Raw genomic sequence first — 18,230 nt, 5'->3', positions numbered from 1 at the left:
CTCCTGGCCTCTTGAGAGTGGCCCTTTGAAAAACGCGATTACTTGACGATCGGTATCTTGGACCGATCGATGGTGATGGCGACGGCGGCGACCAGGACGACTCCGAAGACGATGTTCTGGGCGAAGATGTTGACGCCGAGAAACGTCATGCCGATGCGTACCACCGAGATGATCAGCGCGCCGACCAGCGTGCGCCAGATGCTGCCGACACCGCCGGTGATGGCGGTGCCGCCGACCACGACCGCGGCGATCGAGGGCAGCAGCAACTCGCTCGCCAGCGTCGGCGATCCGCTGGCGAGCCGGCCGACCAGGACGATGCCGGCCAGCGCCGCGCAGGCGCCCGACAGGACGAACGCGATGATCTTCTGGCGGTCGACCTTGACGCCGGAGGCATAGGCCGCCGGTTCGCCGGCGCCGATCGCGGCGCTGTAGCGGCCGAAACGGGTGCGGCTTTGCAGGACATGCGCGATCGCCAGCACGATCAGCGCGATGACGACGACGTTGGGGATGCCGAAGACCGTGCCGGTGATCCAGCCGAGATAGGCGCGGTCGCTGTCGCCCAGCGTGATCGAGCGCTCCCTCGAGGTGACCAGGGCGGCGCTGTAGAGCACGCCGCCCATGGCCAGCGTGGCGATGAAGGAGGGGATGCGCAGGCGCACATGGGCGATGCCGGAAAGCAGGCCCGCCACGGCGCCAAGTGCGAAGGCGAAGACGAAGGCGCCGTAGCCGAAGCGCGACAGCGTCAGCGCCACGGCGACGCTGGAAAGCGACGCCATCGACTGGATCGAGAGGTCGATGCCCCCCAGCATGATGACGAAGGTGACGCCGGTCGCGAGGATGAACACGACGGCGGTATCGCTGGCAAGCTGCAGCAATGTGTTCACTTCGAGGAAGGCGGGCTGGAAGGCGCCCACCAGTATCACCAGCAGGATCAGCGTGGCCAGAGGCAGCCACTGGCGCAGCCCATCGGTGCGGATCGTCTCGATTATGCTGTTCATCGCGTTACACCATGTGTCCGATGAGATCGACCTGCTGCGGCTTGTGGCCGGGCTCGGCGCCGACACGGTGGGTGATGACGCCATCGCGCATCACCAGCACCGTGTGGCTCAATCCGATCGTCTCCTCCAGCGTGTCCGAGGTCAGGATGACGGCGACGCCTTCGGCAGTGACGGCCCGGATGAGCTCGTAGACCTCCTCCTTGGCGCCGACATCGAGACCGCGGGTCGGGTGGTCGAGGATCAGGATGCGCGCCTTGGCGTTCAGCCACTTGGCGAGCACGACTTTCTGCTGGTTGCCGCCGGAGAGATTGAGGCAGAGCGTGTGGATGCCCGGCGTGCGGATCCTGAGCTTCTGCACCCATTCCTGCGCCAGCCGCTTCTCCTCGCGCGTGTCGATCAGGCCGTGCTTGGTCAGCGTGCCGAGATCGCCCAGCGTGATGTTGGCGGCGACCGGCAGGAACAGCACCAGCCCCTCGACCCGGCGTTCGCGCGGAATGTAGCCGACGCCGATATCGACGGCCTCGGCCGGCGAGCGCAGCGTCACCGACTTGCCATGCGCGATAAGCTTGCCGCCATCATGCGGTGCGAAGCCCGCCAGCGTGCGCGTCAGTTCCTCGCGGCCGGAGCCGATGACCCCGGCAATGCCGAGGATCTCGCCGGCATGCAGCTTGAAGTCGATGTCGCGATAGGCGCCGGCGTGGCGGAGGCCTTCGAGTTCCAGGACCACCTCGTCACGATAGGGCACCTGCAGCGGTTCGCGGTAGTATTCCGCCTGCAGGCTTCGTCCGACCATCAGATGGTGCAGTTGCGTGACGTTGGCCTCGGCGGCGACCAGATCGGCGACGACGGCGCCGTCCTTCATCACATAGATGCGGTCGGAGAGTTCCAGCACCTCGTCGAGACGATGCGAGACGAAGATGAACGAGGCGCGTGCGCGCAGGGCGCGGACGCGGGCGAACAGGATGTCGATCTCGGCCCGCTCCAGCACGGAGGTCGGTTCGTCGAGCAGGATGACCAGATGGCCCGGTGCATTTTCCTCCAGCGTCAGCGCCTTGGCGAGTTCCACCATCTGCCGGGCGGCGAAGTCGAGATCCTCGGCCCGCATCCTCGGATCGGCGTCGATCTGCACCTTCTCAAGCTGTCGCGAGGCGGCAGCGTAGAGTGCGCGCCAGTCGACGATTCCGAAGCGGCTGAATTGCTTCTCGTTGCCGAGATAGATGTTCTCGCCGACCGTCAGATTGGTCAGCAGCGACTGCTCCTGGAACACCATGCCGATGCCCTGGCGCATGGCGTCGGAAGCGCTGACGAAGCGCGTCTTGCTGCCGTTGAGCAGTATGTCGCCCGAATCCGGCTGGTAGACACCGCTGAGTATCTTCATCAGCGTCGACTTGCCGGCGCCGTTTTCGCCGACCAGGCCGACGACTTCGCCGGGCCGGATCTCGATCGAGACGTCCTTCAGCGCATGGACGCCGGGAAAGCGCTTGTCGACATGGACGAGCGCGAGCGCGGGCGGCAAAACCTCGGCGGGCGTGGGGGCCGGCCTGGGGGCGGGGTGAAGCTGGGTGACGCTCATTTGACGATCCGCATCCGCTTGCGGTCGATCGACAAGGCGACCGCCGCGATGATCATCAGGCCCTGCACGCCGATCTGCACGCTGGGCGGCACGCCCATCAGCACCATGCCGTTCGACAGCACGACGACGATGAGAACCCCGACCAGCGTCTGCAGCACGCTGCCCTGGCCGCCGGAGAGCGCCGTGCCGCCAACGACCACGGCGGTGACGGTGGTGAACAGGCGGCCATTGCCGATCTGGGCATTGCCGAGGCCGAGCTGGGCCGCGGCCAGCACGCCGCCGACGGCGTAGAAAACGCCCGCCAGCGTGAAGGTCAGGATGCGGACGCGGCCGACGGGAATGCCCGACAGAGCCGCCAGGTCCTCGCCGCCGCCGAGCGCATAGATGTAACGCCCGAGGCGGGTGTAATTCTGGATGACGAGCGCGACCAGCAGACAGAACAGTGCCAGCCAGACGCCCCAGGGAAATCCGAGGAAGCGTTCGATGGCGAGGCCGCGGATCATCGGGTCGTTGATGCGGATCGCCATGCCGCCGAGCAGCGCGTTGGCGGCGCCCACGCCGACGAACCACATGCCGAGCGTCACCATGAAGGAGGGGATCTTCAGGCGCACATGGATGACGCCATTGGCGAAGCCGACGCCGGCCCCGACGAGAAGCACGATGAGAACGCCAAAGAGGCCGAAGGTGTTGGAATTGGCACCGTTCAGCACCAGCATCGACAGGATGACGGCGGACAGCGTCAAGCCGCCCTCGACCGACAGATCGATCGAGCCCATCAGGATGATGAAGGTGGCGCCAAGCCCCAGCACCAGCGGGATCATCGCCGCCTGGCTGATGCGCACCATGTTGCCGAAGGTCAGGAAGTTGGGATTGATCAGGGTGATCAGGCCACAAAGCAGCACGAGCACGATCAGCGGCGCCCAGGACGCGATGCGCCAGCGTCGACGTGGCGCGGGTTTGGCCGCCTGGGACGAAATCGAAGCATCAAGGGTCATTGGCCGGATCGCCTCATGGGAAATCGATCGGGATGCGCGGCGTCGCGAGCGAAGGTTCGCGACGTGGAACGCGCGGCAGGTCGCCGGCTCCGATACGCAGGAGCCGGCGATGGGCGCGCACCCGGCGCGCCCGCCCCGGGAGATCAGTCGTACTGGATCTGGCCGCTGACGCGGCCCCAGATGTCGTTCCAGTCCATCTTGGGTTCGGCCGCGATATTCTCGGCATAATAGGTATCGGCGTTCTCTTCTGTGATGATCACGCCCTTGCCGTAGAATTCCCGATGGTCCTTCGGCTCCTCGGCCGGATCGAAGACGCCGGTCTTGGCGGCGTAGCCGATGGCGAGGCCCATGCCGCCCTGCCAGTACGGATCCCAGGCGACCGTGCCGGCCAGTTCGCCCTTCTGGATCGCCTCGACGGCGAGCTGAATGCCGTCCACGCCGGTTACCGGCACCTTGCCGGCGCGGCCGTCGGCGCGCAGCGCTTCGACGGCGGCGAGCGCCATGTCGTCATTCGCGGCCCAGATGCCGGTGATCTGGTCACCGAACTGGGTCAGCCAGGCGTTGGTCTTGTCCAGCGCCTCGGTCGCCGACCAGTTGGCCACCTGGTAGTCGAGCAGCTTGACGTCGGGATTGGCGGCGAGCGCCTCCATCAGGCCCTTCTTGCGCTCGATGGCGGGCACGTTCGACTCAATGCCGCCGAGCGCGACGATGCCGCCCTTGCCGCCCATCTTCTTGATCAGCGTCTCGGCCATGGCCTTGCCGTAGGGCACGCCGCTGAAGGAGATGTGGGCGACGTAGTTGGGATCGAAATCCCAGGGATGCAGGTCGGCCGGCTTGTTCCACTGGGTGACGACATAGGCGCCGGCGGCCTTGGCTGCCTCGACGATCGCCCGCGCGTCCGGGCTGTCGTTCGGGTCGACGTTGATGACGGCATTGCCGCCGGTCTTGGCCAGGATCGCCTTGATGTCGGCGATGCCCTTCTCGCTGTTGCCCTCGGTCACGAGGGTGACGTAGTCGGCCCCGACCGACTTGGCGAAGGCCGCGCCGCCCTTGTTCCACGTCGCATGATAGGGATTGGACAGCGACCGGATCGAATTCACGACGGTCGGCTTGTCGGCGGCAAAGGCGGATCGGGTGAGGATGGCCGGGAAAACGCCCGCCATGCCGATCAGGCCCGCGCCCTTGAGGATGTCTCGCCGCTTGATCGGCTTACCCAACGCGCCGGAGATGGGTTTATTGCCCATGGATCACTCCTCCCTGTTTGGAACGCCCTGGCCGCCGGGGCTCCGTTTTTATGTGTCGTTTCCGGCTGTCCGTCTTCCCTCGTCGTGATGATACCGCCACCGGCGAAACGGCGTTGGCGCGCCTGTCGTCCGGCTGCAAAAGGCTGGCGGCCGTCTCTCGGACTTTCCGCAACGACCCATTGTGTTTTTCTGGCCTTGCATAGCTATGCACGGGCTTGGAGGGCTGTCAATCGGCCCCGAATGGCCTGTTCTCGTCGGAGGCAGGCGTTTTTGTAGTGTGCAGTGCACGCGGGGCGGCGGGGGCCAGCAAGAGGACAAAAGGGACCGCAGGCGAGGGCCCAGCGGCGGGGCCAGATGCGGTAGCTTGACGTTGTAGTAAAACTATCAAGCTCGCTGCGGCTCACCCTGGCTCGGGCTGGCCAAGCGTCGGTCAAGCTGGTCCGGACTATCGGTGAACGACGGCCGTCGTGGCCGAATAAATGCAGGAATCCTAAGCGCTTGATCCAGGAAGGCCTGTCTGCGCCGACGCTTCCACAACTCGCTCGCCGGACGGTCTTGTGCTCGTGTAGTTATGCTATATTCTGCCGCCATGCTCGGCCTCGGATAGGCTGTTTTCATGCCCAGCGTGGGTTCGGATGGGCGTGTCGCCGGGTCACAGGGACGGATGAAATGATCTCGGAATTGAGTGGTAAGCTGTTCATCGGTGGCGGCTGGAAGGTCGGCGCCGGCGCCCATATCGCGGTCCTCAACCCGGCGACGGGCGAGTCGATCGGCGAGATCGCCGCCTCGACCGCGGACGAGATCAACGAGGCTGTCGCCGCGGCGCGCGCGGCCTTCCGCGGCTGGGCCGATCAGCCGGCCAAGGCGCGCTCCGGGGCGCTGCATCGGCTGGGCGACGCGATCGCCGCCGATGCGGACGGCATGGCGCGGATCATGACGATGGAGCAGGGGAAGCCGCTCAACGAGGCGCGCGGCGAAATCCTGAAGCTCGCCGAAGCCTGCCATTTCTACGCCGAGGAAGCGGTCCGCGTACATGGCGAGATCGTGCCGGGTGACACCACCGATCACCACAGCCTTGTCATCCGCGAGCCGATCGGCGTCGTCGGCGCGATCACGCCGTGGAACTATCCGGCCGAGCTGGTCGGCTGGAAGCTGTGCGCCTCGCTTGCCGCCGGCTGCACCATCGTCATCAAGCCGGCCGATCTGACGCCGTTCACGGCGCTGGCGATCGCCCGGAAGGTGGAGGAAGCCAAGATTCCGGCCGGTGTCGTCAATGTCATTACCGGGCCGGGCTCGGTGGTCGGCCAGGCGCTGGTCGAGCATCCGGGCGTCGACAAGATCGCCTTCACCGGCTCGAGCAGCGTCGGGCTGCGGATCCAGCAATCCGCCACCACGGTCAAGCGCATGTCGCTGGAGCTGGGCGGCAATTGCCCGATGATCGTCACGGAATCGGCGGATCTCGATGCGGCCGTCAAGGGCGCGGTGCGCCGCTCGTTCCGCAATATGGGCCAGATCTGCATCGCGATTAACCGCGTCTATGTCGCCCGCCCGATCTACGAGGCGTTCCTTGCCAAGGTAAAGGTCGCGGCCGAGGCGCTTACCATCGGCAACGGCCTCGACAAGCCCGATGCCGATCTCGGCGCCATGGCTTCGGCCGATCCGCTCGCGAAGACGAAGGAGCATCTCGCCGATGCGCTCGCCAAGGGCGCGCGGCTGGTGACGGGCGGCGCGGCGCCGGAAGGCGAACAGTTCGCGCGCGGGCATTTCTTCCGCCCGACCGTGGTGGCCGATTGCACGCACGCCATGAAGGTGATGAGCGAGGAGACGTTCGGGCCGCTGCTGGGCGTCGCGCCGTATGATGGTCTCGACGAGGCGATCGCGCGCGCCAACGACACACCTTACGGCCTTGCCTCTTATGTCTACGCCAAGGACATGGACGAGGTGCGCTACCTCACCACGCGTCTCGACTATGGCAATGTCGCGGTCAACAATGTCGATGCCGGCGTGATGAACGCGCCTTATGGCGGCCGCAAGCAGAGCGGCGTCGGCTATGAGCATGGCCGCGAGGGGATGCTCGAATATTTCAACTTCAAGCATATCCGCATCCGCCACGATGAGCCGAAGGGGCGCTAGCATCATGCGGGCCCTTTTGGGGATCGATATCGGCACGTCTGGCTGCAAGGCGCTCCTGATCGACGAGGCCGGCGGCGTGCTCGCCAGTTCGACCGCGACCTATGGCCTGTCGCAGCCGCGTCCCGGCTGGACCGAGCAGGATCCCGCACTCTGGATCGAGGGTGCCCGCCAGTCGGTCGCCGCCGTCCTGGCCAAGCGGGACGATGTCGAGATCGCCGGCATCGGCCTTTCCGGCCAGATGCACGGTCTGACGCCGCTCGACGAAGCCCATCGCGTGCTGCGGCCGGCCTTGCTCTGGAACGACCAGCGCAACGGCGCGGAATGCGCCGAGATCACGGAAAAGGCCGGCGGCCTCGAGGCGCTGCTGGCCCTCACCAACAACCGCATGCTGGTCGGCTATACCGGCGGCAAGATCGTATGGATGCGCAACCACGAGCCGGAGCTGTACGCAAAGCTCCGCCACGTCGTGAACCCGAAGGACTATCTGCGGCTGGTGCTGACCGGCGAGATCGCGACGGAAGTGTCGGATGCGTCCGGCACCGGTCTGTTCGACGTCCGCAAGCGGGCATGGTCCGGCGAACTGCTCGAACGTCTCGACATCGATCCGGCGCTGCTGCCGCCGTGCCATGAATCGCAGGTCGTTACCGGTCAGGTGAACCGCTCCGGCGCGGCGTTGTTCGGTCTGCCGGAGGGTGTTCCGGTCGTGGGGGGTGGCGGCGACAGCGTTATCCAGACGCTCGGTTCCGGCGTGATGATGCCCGGCGAATTGCAGACGACGATCGGCACCGCCGGCATTGTCGCCAGCGCGCTTGAAGCGCCGGAGGACAATCCCGAGGGTCGATTGCAGGTGTTCTGCAATGTCGCGCCGGATAGCTGGCACTGCATGGGCGTCTCGCTCAATGCCGGCGGCGCCATGTCGTGGTTCCGCGATGCGATGGGTTCGATGGGGCAGAGAAGCGAACAGCTCTCCTTCGACGAGATCGTAGCCAAGGCGGCGGCGAGTCCTGCCGGTGCGAAGGGCCTGTTTTTCCTGCCCTATCTCTATGGCGAGCGCTGCCCGCATCCCGATCCGATCGCGCGCGGCGCCTTCGTCGGGCTGACGGCCCGCCACGAGGGCGGCGACCTGGCGCGCAGCGTCATGGAAGGCGTCACCTATGCGCTGCGCGATATTCATGGGTTGATGCAGCGGATCGGCATGCAGCACAGCGTCATCAAGGCGTCGGGCGGCGGGGCGCGTTCGGCGCTCTGGCGGCAGATGCAGGCCGATCTGTTCGATTGCGAGGTTGTGACGACCGAGGGCGCGGCCGAGGGCGGCGCGTTTGGCGCGGCGCTGGTGGCGGGCGTCGGCGTCGGCATCTGGCCGGACGCGAAGGCGGCGGCGCAGCTCTGCAAGCCGCTGACGCGCCAGTTCCCCGATCGCGAGACCGGCGACACGCTGCGCCGCGCCTTCGGGATCTTCGAAGGTCTTTATCCGGCCTTGTCGCAAAGCTTCGAGGCGATTGCGGAAGCGAAGCTCGATGTGTGACGAGACCGGTATTGTCGACAGAAAGACAGACATGACGAAGCCGCTCGCCTCCTATGGGGCGCTGATTTTCGACCTCGACGGCACGCTGATCGACAGCGCGCCGGACATCGCGGCGGCGGTGAATGCCTATCTGCGCTCGCGCGGCTGGCCGGAGCAGGAGACGGAATTCGTCGAGCGCTTCATCGGCAATGGCCCGCGCCGCCTGCTGCTCGACATGCTGGTCGAACTCGGTCTGCCGAGTGACGACGAGACGATCCGGGCCGCGCATGCCGCCTATCTCGCCCATTATGGCGAGGCGCCGGCGCGGCTGACGAAATTCTACAGCCATGTCCGCGAGGATCTGGCGGCGCTGAAGCAGGCCGGCTTTCGCCTTGGCATCTGTACCAACAAGCCGCATGCGCTGACGCTTCGCATTCTCGATCTGCTGGGCATCGCGCCCCTGTTCGATGCCGTGCTCGGCGCCGACGCGGTGCCGGCCTGCAAGCCGGATCCTGGCCATCTGCTGGCCGTGACGAAGCTGATGGGGCTCGGCCAGGGGGAGTGGGCCTATGTCGGCGACACCACGGTCGACCAGGCGACGGCGGTCGGTGCCGACGCGCCGTTCTTCGTCGTTCCCTGGGGCGGCGGCAAGTTGGTCCCGACGGAGCCAGAGCAGCGTCTGACGCGGCTGCTCGATCTCATGGCCTACCGGCCCGTCCAGGCGGCCAGCTGAGGGATACCCAATGTCAGCCAACAGCCTGCTGCAGCGCATTCTCCAGGAGCACGACCGGATGGGGCCGGCCGAGCAGCGGCTGGGCAATTTCGTCAAGACGCATCCGGGCAAGGTCATCCATATGAGCATGGCGCGGCTATCGCAGGAATGCGACGTCAGCGACCCGACCGTGATGCGCTTCTGCCGCCGCTTCGGCTTCGAGGGCTATCAGGACTTCAAGCTCAACCTGGCGCAGAGCCTCGTGCCGTCGGCGCCCTTCGCCTATGAGCAGATCGTGCCGGGCGACTCGATCGAGAACATCGTCCGCAAGACCGCCCGCAATTCGCTGAATGCGATCCAGCGCGCGCTCGAGGATCTGCTGCCCGCCCAGATCGAGGAGGGCGCCCGGCTGCTGCAGGCGGCAAGCTGGGTCGGCATCTATGCCACCGGCATTTCCGAGGTGACGGCGGTTGACGCCGAGCACAAGTTCCAGCGGCTCGGCATGCGCTGCGCGGCGGTCATGGGGCGCACCAGGCAGTGGCTGCACGCCGAAGCGTCGCGGCCCAACGAGGTGGCGCTGATCTTCTCGCAGTCCGGCCACACCAAGCAGATGATCGAACTGGCGATCGCCGCCCGCACCGGCGGCGCCCGGGTCGTTTCGATCACGGCGGCGGACAGCCCGCTGGCGCATGTCTCCGACGTGCTGATCGCGGTGACGCCCTATGACCGCACGGAACTGCTGACCCCGCTCGCCTCGCGCCTCAATCATCACCTGGTGATCAACATGCTGGTGACCTCGATCGCCGTCACCAGCGGCAGCGAATTCCCCGACCAGTTGCCGGCGCTCGATTCGTGGCAGACCGACAAGATCTGACCGCCGCCCGATCCGTTTCGCATTCGAAGGACAAGAGATGACCGCTCAGGATGAAGCCAAGAAGGTAGCCGGCCGCAAGGTGATCGAGGAATTCGTGCGCGACGGCATGAAGCTCGGCCTCGGCTCCGGCACGACGTCGCACTTCTTCGTGCGCGAGCTTGGCAAGCATGTCGCCGCAGGTCTCAAGGTCACCTGCACGACAACGTCGCGCGCCACCAATGACGTCGCGCGGGAAGTCGGCATCAAGATCACCGATCCCAACGAGATCGGCGAGCTGGACCTGACCGTGGACGGCCCGGACGAGATCGACCGGCAGTTCCGCATGATCAAGGGCGGCGGTGCCTGCCTGCTCTGGGAAAAGATCGTCGCCCATGCCTCGAAGCGCATGATCACCATCTGCGACGAGACCAAGATCGTCGACCAGCTTGGCGGCTTCCCCCTGCCGGTCGAGGTGGTGCAGTTCGCCTGGAAGCAGACGGAGCGCATGGTTTCGCGCCTGCTGGCCGAGCATGGCATCGCCGATGCCGTCATCGTGCGGCGAATGAAGGACGGCCAGCCTGTCGTGACCGATAGCGGCAACTTCATCCTCGACTGCCGCTGCGGCGTTATCCCCGATCCGGAACAGCTGGAAATCAAGCTCAACCAGATCCCGGGCGTTGTCGAGAATGGCCTGTTCACGCGGGAATCGCAGGGCATGGTGGTCGGCTGTTTCGATGGCACCGCCTACGTTGCCATGCGGTGATGTAGTAAAACAAACATCCCGCTTCAGAATGGTTCAGCTACCGGCTTCCAGGCTTCCCCGCTATCGCGGGGAGGTGCCGGATCGTGTTGTCCGCGATTTCCATATATTCGACTATCAAATCAACTATTTAAGCCAAAAATACCGGATCATCGTTGGCCGCTTGGCCATTGACAGTCCATCGTGATGTAGTGAAACTAGATGCATTCCAGTCGGCAGGGATTAGGGAGCCGATGGGACATGGGAGGATTGAGTGACAAACGTGAACAACCTCAGCCGTCGCGGCCTGCTCAAGGCAGGCGCGGCTCTCGGTGTCGGAGCCATGGTCGGCGGGAGCGGCAGCGCTTTCGCGGCCGACCGCGTCTTCGTTCCCTATAGCAACAAGAGCCTCGACTACTACTTCTTCGTCATCCAGGAAGAGGCCGTGAAGCGCGCGGTCCAGGCGAACAAGTGGGAATTCCAGGCGACCAACGCCAATTTCGACAACACCCGCCAGCTGGAGCAGTGGCAGAGCCTCATGCTCTCCGACCCTTCGGCGATCATCAGCGACCCGATCGACAGCCAGGCGATCGTCTCGGCGATCCGCCGCTATAACCAGAAGGGCATTCCGGTCGGCATCATCGACACGCCGGCCGATGGCGGCGACGTCGCGATCACCGTCTCCTTCGACAACTACCTTGGCGGCCAGATGGCGGCCCAGGAGATCATCAAGCGCCTGACCGCCAAGTATGGCAGCCCCAAGGGCACCGTGCTGAACTGCTTCGGCGCGCTGCAGAGCGTCGCCTGGCGCCTGCGCAAGGAAGGCATGGACGCCGAGTTCGCCAAGTATCCGGAGATCAAGTATCTCGCCCGTCCGACCGAAGGCGCGCTCGACCAGATGCTGGCCGTGACGCTCTCGACGCTGTCGGAATTCCCGGATCTCGACGCGGTGCATGCGCCCTCCGATTCGCCTTCGCGCGGCATCGTCACGGCGCTGCAGCAGAAGGGTCGCTGGAAGAAGGTCGGCGAGGAAGGCCACGTCATCTTCGTCAACATCGACGGCGAGCCGGTCGCGCTGAAGTGGATCCAGGACGGCTTCATGGACGCCTGCGTGTCGCAGGATCCGATCGCCTATGGCCAGATCGCGGTCGAGATGCTCGGCACCTACTCGATGAAGAAGCAGGCCGTTCCGATCGGCCCGTACGAGAACAAGAAGTATTTCTGGGAGAAGGGCGAGATCGTCGCCGGCAAGACCGGCCCGACGCTGATCATTCCGCCCTTCATCATCGACAAGTCGAATTCGGCCGATCCGCGCCATTGGGGCGCCATCGCCGAGATCGAATGGAAGATCCCTTACACATAGTCGGCAAGGACGCCGCGTCGGTGGACCTGTTCCTCCGGCGCGGCGTTGCCTTCTGTTGCGCCGCGCTCGATGCGCGGCCGTTCCGTTTTTGACAGGAGATGCGCGTGACCGTGCCGATGACATCCAGATCGCAGGCCGCGAGCGACTATGTTCTGCGGGTCGAGAATCTCGGCAAGGTCTATGGCGGCGCCGTGGCGCTGCGCGATGTCAGCCTCGCCATCCGCCGCGGCTCGATCCATGGCCTGCTGGGCGAAAACGGCGCCGGCAAGAGCACGCTGGTCGGCATCATGTCGGGTCAGCGCCAGCCGACGACGGGCACCATCTACCTTGATGGCGTGGCGCTCGGCCATGCCGACGTGCCGTCCATGGAAGAGGCGGGCGTGTTCCTGGTCACCCAGGAGCCGATGATCATCGATCATCTCTCCGCCGCCGAAAACCTGATGCTGGGCATCTGGCCGCGCCGCTTCGGCTTCGTGAACTGGCGCAAGCTGCGCAAGGACGCCGCGCGCATGCTGGCCGGGACCGGCATCGATCTCGACAAGCCGGCCGGCAAGCTCGACGCCGTGGCCCGGCGCAAGCTCAACATCCTCCGCGCCATGTTCAGCGGCGGCAAGATCATCATCCTTGATGAACCGACGGCGGCCCTGACGGTCGAGGACCGCAAGCAGCTGTTCGATTTCATGCGCCGGCTGAAGGCCGACGGCGTCACCTTCATCTTCATCTCACACTACAATGACGAGATCCTCGATATCTGCGACTCCGTATCGGTGCTGCGCGACGGCGTGCTGGCCGGCGGCTCCGAGGATGTCGGCAGCCTGACCTCGGCGCAGCTTTCCGAGCTGGTGCTCGGCCGGGGCCTAGTGCTGTTCCAGCGCGAGCGCCGCAGCTTCGCCGATGACGCCCCCGCCGTTGAGCTTCGCGATATTGTCGGTCCCAGCGTCCGCGTTCCCGCGCTCGACCTGCGCCCCGGCGAGGTGGTCGGCTTTACCGGTCTGCCCGGCGCCGGCGCCAAGGAACTGGCGCGCTGCATCTTCGGCCTGACGCCGGTGCAATCCGGCACGATCCGCTTTGCCGATGGCAGCGAGACGCAGAAGCTGCCGAGCCATCCGCGCGATGCCTTCGAATCCGGCATCGCCTTCCTGTCCGACGACCGCCGCCGCGATGGCGCGATCGGCCAGATGTCGATCGGCGCCAACATCTCGCTGTCGTCGCTCTCGGCGGTGGCCAATGCCGGCTTCCTGAGCAAGGAGGCCGAGCTGAAGCTTTCGGATCGCTATTTCGCGGCGATGGATATCAAGGCGCCCTCGGCCGAGGTCGCGGTCGACACGCTTTCGGGCGGCAACCAGCAGAAGGTCTGTCTCGGCCGCGTGCTGGCGACCGGGCCGCGTGTGCTGATCCTCGACGAGCCGACACGCGGCATCGATGTCGGCGTGAAGCAGGACGTGTTGCGAATCGTCGACGATCTGAGCCGGACGGGCGTCGCCGTCATCATCGTCTCGACCGATACCGACGAGATCACGCGCGCCGTCGACCGGGTCTGCATCTTCGAAAACGGCACCATCGCCCGCGAGCTCACGGGCTCCGAGATCACCAATGACAGGCTCCGGGGGCTTGAGCCGGCCTAGGTCCACATTCGGATCTTGCGCCGGTCGCCCGGAATGCCATGCTGACAACGAGGAAGAGATGAGCCGCACGATGACCGCCGCCGCCAAGACCGCGAGCCCCGCCGGCACCGCCCCCACCGCGAAGGAGGGCGGCCGTTCCGTCCTCGGATGGGTGCTGCACAATGTGGTGTGGATCTGGCTGATCGCGCTGGTCGTGATCTTCGGCCTGTTCAACCAGTTCTTCTTCACCGTCAACAACATGCAGAACATCATGGTGCAGGCCACGGTGCTCGGCATGCTGGGCCTCGCCGTGGCGCTGCCGCTTCTGGTCGCCGAAATCGACCTGTCGCTGCCGGCCAATCTCGGCTTCTCCTCGGCGATCGGCGCGATGGCCTATTCCGACTGGGGCCTGCCATGGTTCCCGGGCATGCTGGTCGGCGTCGGCGTCGCCACCTTCATCGGCTTCTTCAACGGCCTCTGCATCACCAAGCTCAAGATGGTGTCGCTGATCCAGACCCTGTCGATGATGATCATCCTGCAGGGCGCGCTGCTGGCGCTGACCCAGGGCCGCACCATCACCAATCTTTCCGACGGCTATGTCTGGATCGGCCAGGCGACGATCGGCGGCTGGCCGGTCATGCCGTTCATCTTCGTCATCGCGCTGGTCGGTGTCGGCATCCTGCTCTCCAACACCGTATTCGGCCGCCGCGTCTACGCGGTGGGCGGCAATCCGGTCGCCTCCAATTCGGCCGGCATCCGCGTCGACCGGGTCAAGATCCTGACCTATACGCTGGCCGGCTTCCTGGCCGGTTGCGCCGGATTCCTGCTGGCGTCCTGGCAGATGGCGATCACCTCGAACCAGGGCTCGAGCTATCTGCTCTATGCCATCGCGGCCCCCATCATCGGCGGCGTCAGCGTGTTCGGCGGCCGTGGCAATGTCATCGGCGTGCTGGGCGGCGTGCTGCTCCTGACGATCATCCAGGTCGGCCTCGCCATCATCTCGGTGCCGTCCTTCTATGTCGGCATCATCGGCGGCGTCATGATCTTCATCGCCGTTGCCATCGACGCCATCCGTGTGCGCTATTTCAGCTGACCGCGCATCGCGCTAGCGTTGCGCATCGCGCCGATCGGCGCGGAGGAGACCATGGGAAACGGCGCCCGAGGCGCGCTGTTTCCGCGACTATGCCGGGCCCTGGACAGACCATAAGGCGCGAGGGGCAGCGTGCCGTCGATTGCAAAGCTTCTTTGCAGGGACGGTCCGCGGCCTAGTCTCTGCCAGGAAGATCCAGGGAGGGATCCATGTTCGTTACGCCGGACGGAGAGCGCATTCTGATCGTCGATGGCCACACCCACCTCTGGGATGGGCGGCCGGAGAACTGGCGCAACGACTATGGCCGCACCTTCATCGATACGTTCTGGGGCGGGCATGTCGGCTTCACGCCGGCCGACAAGCGCTGGACGCAGGACCAGTTCCGCTACTACGGCGCCGAAAAGGCGGCCCGTGACCTGTTCGTCGACGGCTATTGCGACGCCGCCATCATGCTGCCCGTCGATCTCCGGGATTTCTACAAGGACGGCTTCAACACCACGGATCAGTGTAGTGAACTGAAGGCGCTCTGCCCGGATCGCGTCGTGCTGAACGGCCGGATCGATCCGCGTGAGGGCTCGCGCGGTCTGGCAAGGCTCGAGCAGGACCACGACCGCTTCGGTTTCAAGGGCGTCAAGCTCTATACCGGCGAATGGAACGGCATCTCGCGCGGCTACCGCCTGTCCGACGATTTCGTGAGGCCCTATCTGGAGAAGTGCCGCGAACTGGGCATCACCATCATCCATGTCCATAAGGGTCCGACGACGCATCCGCTCGACTATGACGCCTTCGACGTGCGCGATGTCGACCATGTCGCGACGAGCTTTCCGGACCTGACCTTCGTCGTAGATCATTGCGGCATGCCGCGCATCGACGATTTCTGCGCCGTCGCCGGGCAGGAGCCGAACGTCTATGGCGGGCTGGCGCTGGTCACCTCGTTCATCCGCGCCCGGCCGCGCCATTTCAAGACGATGCTGATCGAACTGCTCTGGGGCGTCGGGCCGGACCGGCTGATCTTCGGCTCGGACTACGCGATCACCAGTCCCGACTGGATCATTGAGGCGTTCATGGCGTTCGAGCTCGATGAGGAGGATACGACCGAGGCGGGACACGCGCTCGACCTCGACGCCAAGCGCAAGATTCTGGGCCTCAACGCGGCCAAGCTCTACGGTCTCGATGCCGATGCGCTGCTGAACCTGCCGCCGGTCGATCTGCCGGCAGCCGAGGCATCCCGCCATGCGGCCGAATGAAGCCACGCCGTCGCCCGCTGCGCCGTTGGCGGTCGCGGACAGCTTGACCGAGGCGCGAGCGGAAGAGGTGCGCCTCGCTCTGGAGACGATCCGCGACCCCGAACTGGACGAGACGGTCACGGCAATGGGGTTCATCAAGTCGATCGAGGTCGACGGCGGATCGGTCGGCGTTGCCTTCCAGTTGCCGACGCAATGGTGCGCGGCGAACTTCGCGTTTCTGATGGCGGCCGACATCAAGGCGGCCGTGGTGGCGCTGCCCTGGGTCCTTTCCGCCGAAGTGGTGTTGCGCGATCATTTCGCGGCGCGGCGCATCAACGAGGCGGTCGCGCAGGATCTCTCCTTCATGGAAGCCTTTCCGCAGAAGGCCGAAGGCGAACTGGACGGCCTGCGCCACACCTTCCTGGAAAAGGCTTTTCTGGCCCGCCAGCACGCCGTGCTCGATGAACTGCCCAAGGGGGGCAACCTGCCGCCGCCGGCGCTATGGACCCTTTCGGATCTGGAGCGGATCGCCCAAGAGACAGTCGGTCTGGCCGAACCGGTGGCGCGCTATCTGGCGCTGCGCCGCAACCTGCCCGGTGACCGGGCATTCGTCACTGCCCAGGGCGAGCCCGTCGCGTTGCCGCAGTGGGCGGTGCATGTCCGCAGTGTGCGCGGCACGGCGGTCACCATGTCGGCAAACGCCGAGCATTGCCGGATTCTGGCGGCGGCCAATCCGGCCTGATCTTTCGAGAAGAATTCGATGCGGCGCGGGCGGGATAGGGGCTCGACTACCTATGCGTTGGTCAGGGCAAGAAACCGGAAAAACTGCCCTGTTCCCCGTGCCGCCACGTCCGGTTGACGCGCGCCGCATCTGGGAAGGCAACCCCGGATGGCGACGATCGTTCCCAGAAAAATATCGGCTTCTGCCGGTGAGGCCGACCGGTCGGTTTTCTCAGGCGGGCAGGAGGCCCGCCGCCTTGGCGTGGCGGCGGGCGCCATCGGCAGGATGCGGCTCCGCCGTCTTTTCCTGCCTCCCCTGGCTGTCGGTGGTGCCGGATCCGTCCGGCCGGTAGACGCTGCCGAAGCGATTGGCGAGGAACGCCGCCATCGGAATGTCTTCCTGCCGGACCAGGCCCGTCGCGGGAAGCTTGCCCTCGGCCAGCAGATCGAGCACCGCGCAGGCGGCCGAGGCGGTCGTCAGTTGGATGGCGCTGCAGGCGCTCGGGCCTTCCCCGCGGCTATAGATCTTCTTGGCGTAGATTTCTTCGACAAGCCGGCCCTGCTTCATGCCGCTGACGCTGACGAAGATCACCACCACATCCTGCCGCGTCGTCGGCAGCGACTGCTCCAGAATATCCTTCAGCAATTCACGCCGGGCGCAGAGGCGGAGATCGTCGAGCAGCACCTTCATGATCGCCGCATGGCCGGGATAGCGGACCGTCTTGTAGTTGAGCCGCCGCACCTTGCCGGAGAGCGTCTCGCACAGCGTGCCGAGGCCGCCGGAGGTGTTGAACGCCTCGTAGAGCACGCCGTCGAGCGAGAATTCCTCACGTTCTTCCAGCGGCGGCACCGAGACGAGCCGTCCATTGGTGATCGCCTCGCAGGGCTCGCAATATTCGTTGATGACGCCGTCCGTGCTCCAGGTCAGGCTGTAATTGAGCCCGTTGGAGGGAAACTGCGGCAGCGCGCCGACCCGCATGCGGATGCTGTCGAGACTGTCGAAATCGCGCGCCATGTCGCTGGCGACGATCGAGATGAAGCCGGGTGCGAGGCCGCATTGCGGGATCAGCGCCGCGCTGGCGGTCGCGGCCATGGCCTTCACGAAACGGGTGCTGGCGACATCTTCGGTCAGGTCGAGATAGTGGACGCCGGCTGAGATCGCGGCCGTGGCGACGGCGGTCGTCAGGTGGAAGGGCAGGGCGCTGATGACGGCGAAAGAGCCGGCCAGGGTTTCGGCCAGCGCGCCTTCGGTGGCGACATCGACCACGCGGTGTGTCAGGCGCGGCCGTGCCGGCAGGGCGTCGAGGCTCGCTTCGCTGCGGTCGACCAGTTCGACCCGGTAGTCACCCGTCTCCGCCAGCATCGACGCGATGGTGCTGCCGATCTTTCCGGCTCCAACGACGGTGATGGTCTTCATGGCAGCGGCTCCCTCGCTCTCGAGGCACCGATTGTCCGGGGCGGGCGATGCGGTCGCCA

The 18,230-nt window shown here is 65.6% G+C and carries 14 protein-coding genes and 1 pseudogene; 10 read left to right on the top strand and 5 right to left on the bottom strand.

Features of this window, described 5'->3' with window-relative positions:
• Nucleotides 1–38 precede the first annotated feature (38 nt).
• The 4 genes from OSH10_RS02990 to OSH10_RS02975 form a co-directional block, all read right to left on the bottom strand.
• The gene (locus OSH10_RS02990) at nucleotides 39–998 is read right to left on the bottom strand and encodes an ABC transporter permease (protein WP_266330040.1); all 960 of its coding nucleotides are present in this window, start codon (nucleotides 996–998) and stop codon (nucleotides 39–41) included.
• 4 nt (nucleotides 999–1,002) lie between these two features.
• Nucleotides 1,003–2,571, bottom strand: coding sequence for a sugar ABC transporter ATP-binding protein (locus OSH10_RS02985; protein WP_266330039.1), 1,569 nt, complete (start codon nucleotides 2,569–2,571; stop codon nucleotides 1,003–1,005).
• Nucleotides 2,568–3,566 (bottom strand): ABC transporter permease, encoded by a 999-nt coding sequence (locus OSH10_RS02980; RefSeq protein ID WP_266330037.1) that lies wholly within the window; start codon nucleotides 3,564–3,566, stop codon nucleotides 2,568–2,570. The genes OSH10_RS02985 and OSH10_RS02980 overlap by 4 nt, the downstream gene beginning before the upstream one ends.
• 143 nt (nucleotides 3,567–3,709) lie before the next feature.
• Entirely contained in the window at nucleotides 3,710–4,810 is a 1,101-nt protein-coding gene (locus OSH10_RS02975) for a sugar ABC transporter substrate-binding protein (RefSeq protein ID WP_266330035.1), read from the bottom strand.
• A gap of 681 nt (nucleotides 4,811–5,491) precedes the next feature.
• On the opposite strand from OSH10_RS02975, the gene OSH10_RS02970 reads away from it, so the two are divergent.
• The 10 genes from OSH10_RS02970 (at nucleotide 5,492) to OSH10_RS02925 (ending at nucleotide 16,776) form a co-directional block, all read left to right on the top strand.
• The gene (locus tag OSH10_RS02970; RefSeq protein ID WP_266330034.1) at nucleotides 5,492–6,943 is read left to right on the top strand and encodes an aldehyde dehydrogenase family protein; all 1,452 of its coding nucleotides are present in this window, start codon (nucleotides 5,492–5,494) and stop codon (nucleotides 6,941–6,943) included.
• Between the two features lie 4 nt (nucleotides 6,944–6,947).
• Nucleotides 6,948–8,468 (top strand): xylulokinase, encoded by a 1,521-nt coding sequence (xylB, locus tag OSH10_RS02965; protein ID WP_266330033.1) that lies wholly within the window; start codon nucleotides 6,948–6,950, stop codon nucleotides 8,466–8,468.
• A 31-nt stretch (nucleotides 8,469–8,499) separates the two neighbouring features.
• Complete coding sequence (locus tag OSH10_RS02960) at nucleotides 8,500–9,180, top strand: HAD-IA family hydrolase (protein WP_266330032.1); 681 nt, start codon at nucleotides 8,500–8,502, stop codon at nucleotides 9,178–9,180.
• A 10-nt stretch (nucleotides 9,181–9,190) separates the two neighbouring features.
• Nucleotides 9,191–10,033 (top strand): MurR/RpiR family transcriptional regulator, encoded by an 843-nt coding sequence (locus OSH10_RS02955; RefSeq protein ID WP_266330031.1) that lies wholly within the window; start codon nucleotides 9,191–9,193, stop codon nucleotides 10,031–10,033.
• Between the two features lie 37 nt (nucleotides 10,034–10,070).
• Nucleotides 10,071–10,775 carry a ribose 5-phosphate isomerase A gene (gene rpiA / locus OSH10_RS02950; protein WP_266330030.1) on the top strand — a complete coding sequence of 235 codons (705 nt, stop codon included), beginning with the start codon at nucleotides 10,071–10,073 and terminating at the stop codon, nucleotides 10,773–10,775.
• Between the two features lie 250 nt (nucleotides 10,776–11,025).
• Nucleotides 11,026–12,114, top strand: coding sequence for a substrate-binding domain-containing protein (locus OSH10_RS02945; RefSeq protein WP_266330028.1), 1,089 nt, complete (start codon nucleotides 11,026–11,028; stop codon nucleotides 12,112–12,114).
• A gap of 98 nt (nucleotides 12,115–12,212) precedes the next feature.
• On the top strand, nucleotides 12,213–13,739 hold the full coding sequence (locus OSH10_RS02940) for a sugar ABC transporter ATP-binding protein (protein ID WP_266330027.1): 1,527 nt from the start codon (nucleotides 12,213–12,215) through the stop codon (nucleotides 13,737–13,739).
• A 58-nt stretch (nucleotides 13,740–13,797) separates the two neighbouring features.
• Nucleotides 13,798–14,811, top strand: a complete 1,014-nt coding sequence (locus OSH10_RS02935; protein ID WP_266330026.1) for an ABC transporter permease — start codon at nucleotides 13,798–13,800, stop codon at nucleotides 14,809–14,811.
• 206 nt (nucleotides 14,812–15,017) lie between these two features.
• Nucleotides 15,018–16,055: an amidohydrolase family protein gene (locus OSH10_RS02930; protein WP_266330025.1), complete on the top strand. Its 1,038-nt coding sequence runs from the start codon at nucleotides 15,018–15,020 to the stop codon at nucleotides 16,053–16,055.
• Nucleotides 16,042–16,776 (top strand): iron-sulfur cluster assembly protein, encoded by a 735-nt coding sequence (locus tag OSH10_RS02925; protein WP_266330024.1) that lies wholly within the window; start codon nucleotides 16,042–16,044, stop codon nucleotides 16,774–16,776. Before OSH10_RS02930 ends, OSH10_RS02925 begins: the two co-directional genes overlap by 14 nt.
• 327 nt (nucleotides 16,777–17,103) lie before the next feature.
• Here OSH10_RS02925 and OSH10_RS02920 read toward each other — a convergent pair.
• Nucleotides 17,104–18,171: pseudogene (locus OSH10_RS02920) on the bottom strand (saccharopine dehydrogenase C-terminal domain-containing protein); the annotation flags it as partial.
• Nucleotides 18,172–18,230 lie beyond the last annotated feature (59 nt).

The sequence above is a fragment of the Kaistia defluvii genome (genome assembly GCF_026343955.1).
Taxonomy (GTDB): domain Bacteria; phylum Pseudomonadota; class Alphaproteobacteria; order Rhizobiales; family Kaistiaceae; genus Kaistia; species Kaistia defluvii.
The sequence above is the reverse complement of the archived record's forward strand: the minus strand, read 5'-3'. Positions and strand labels throughout refer to the sequence as shown.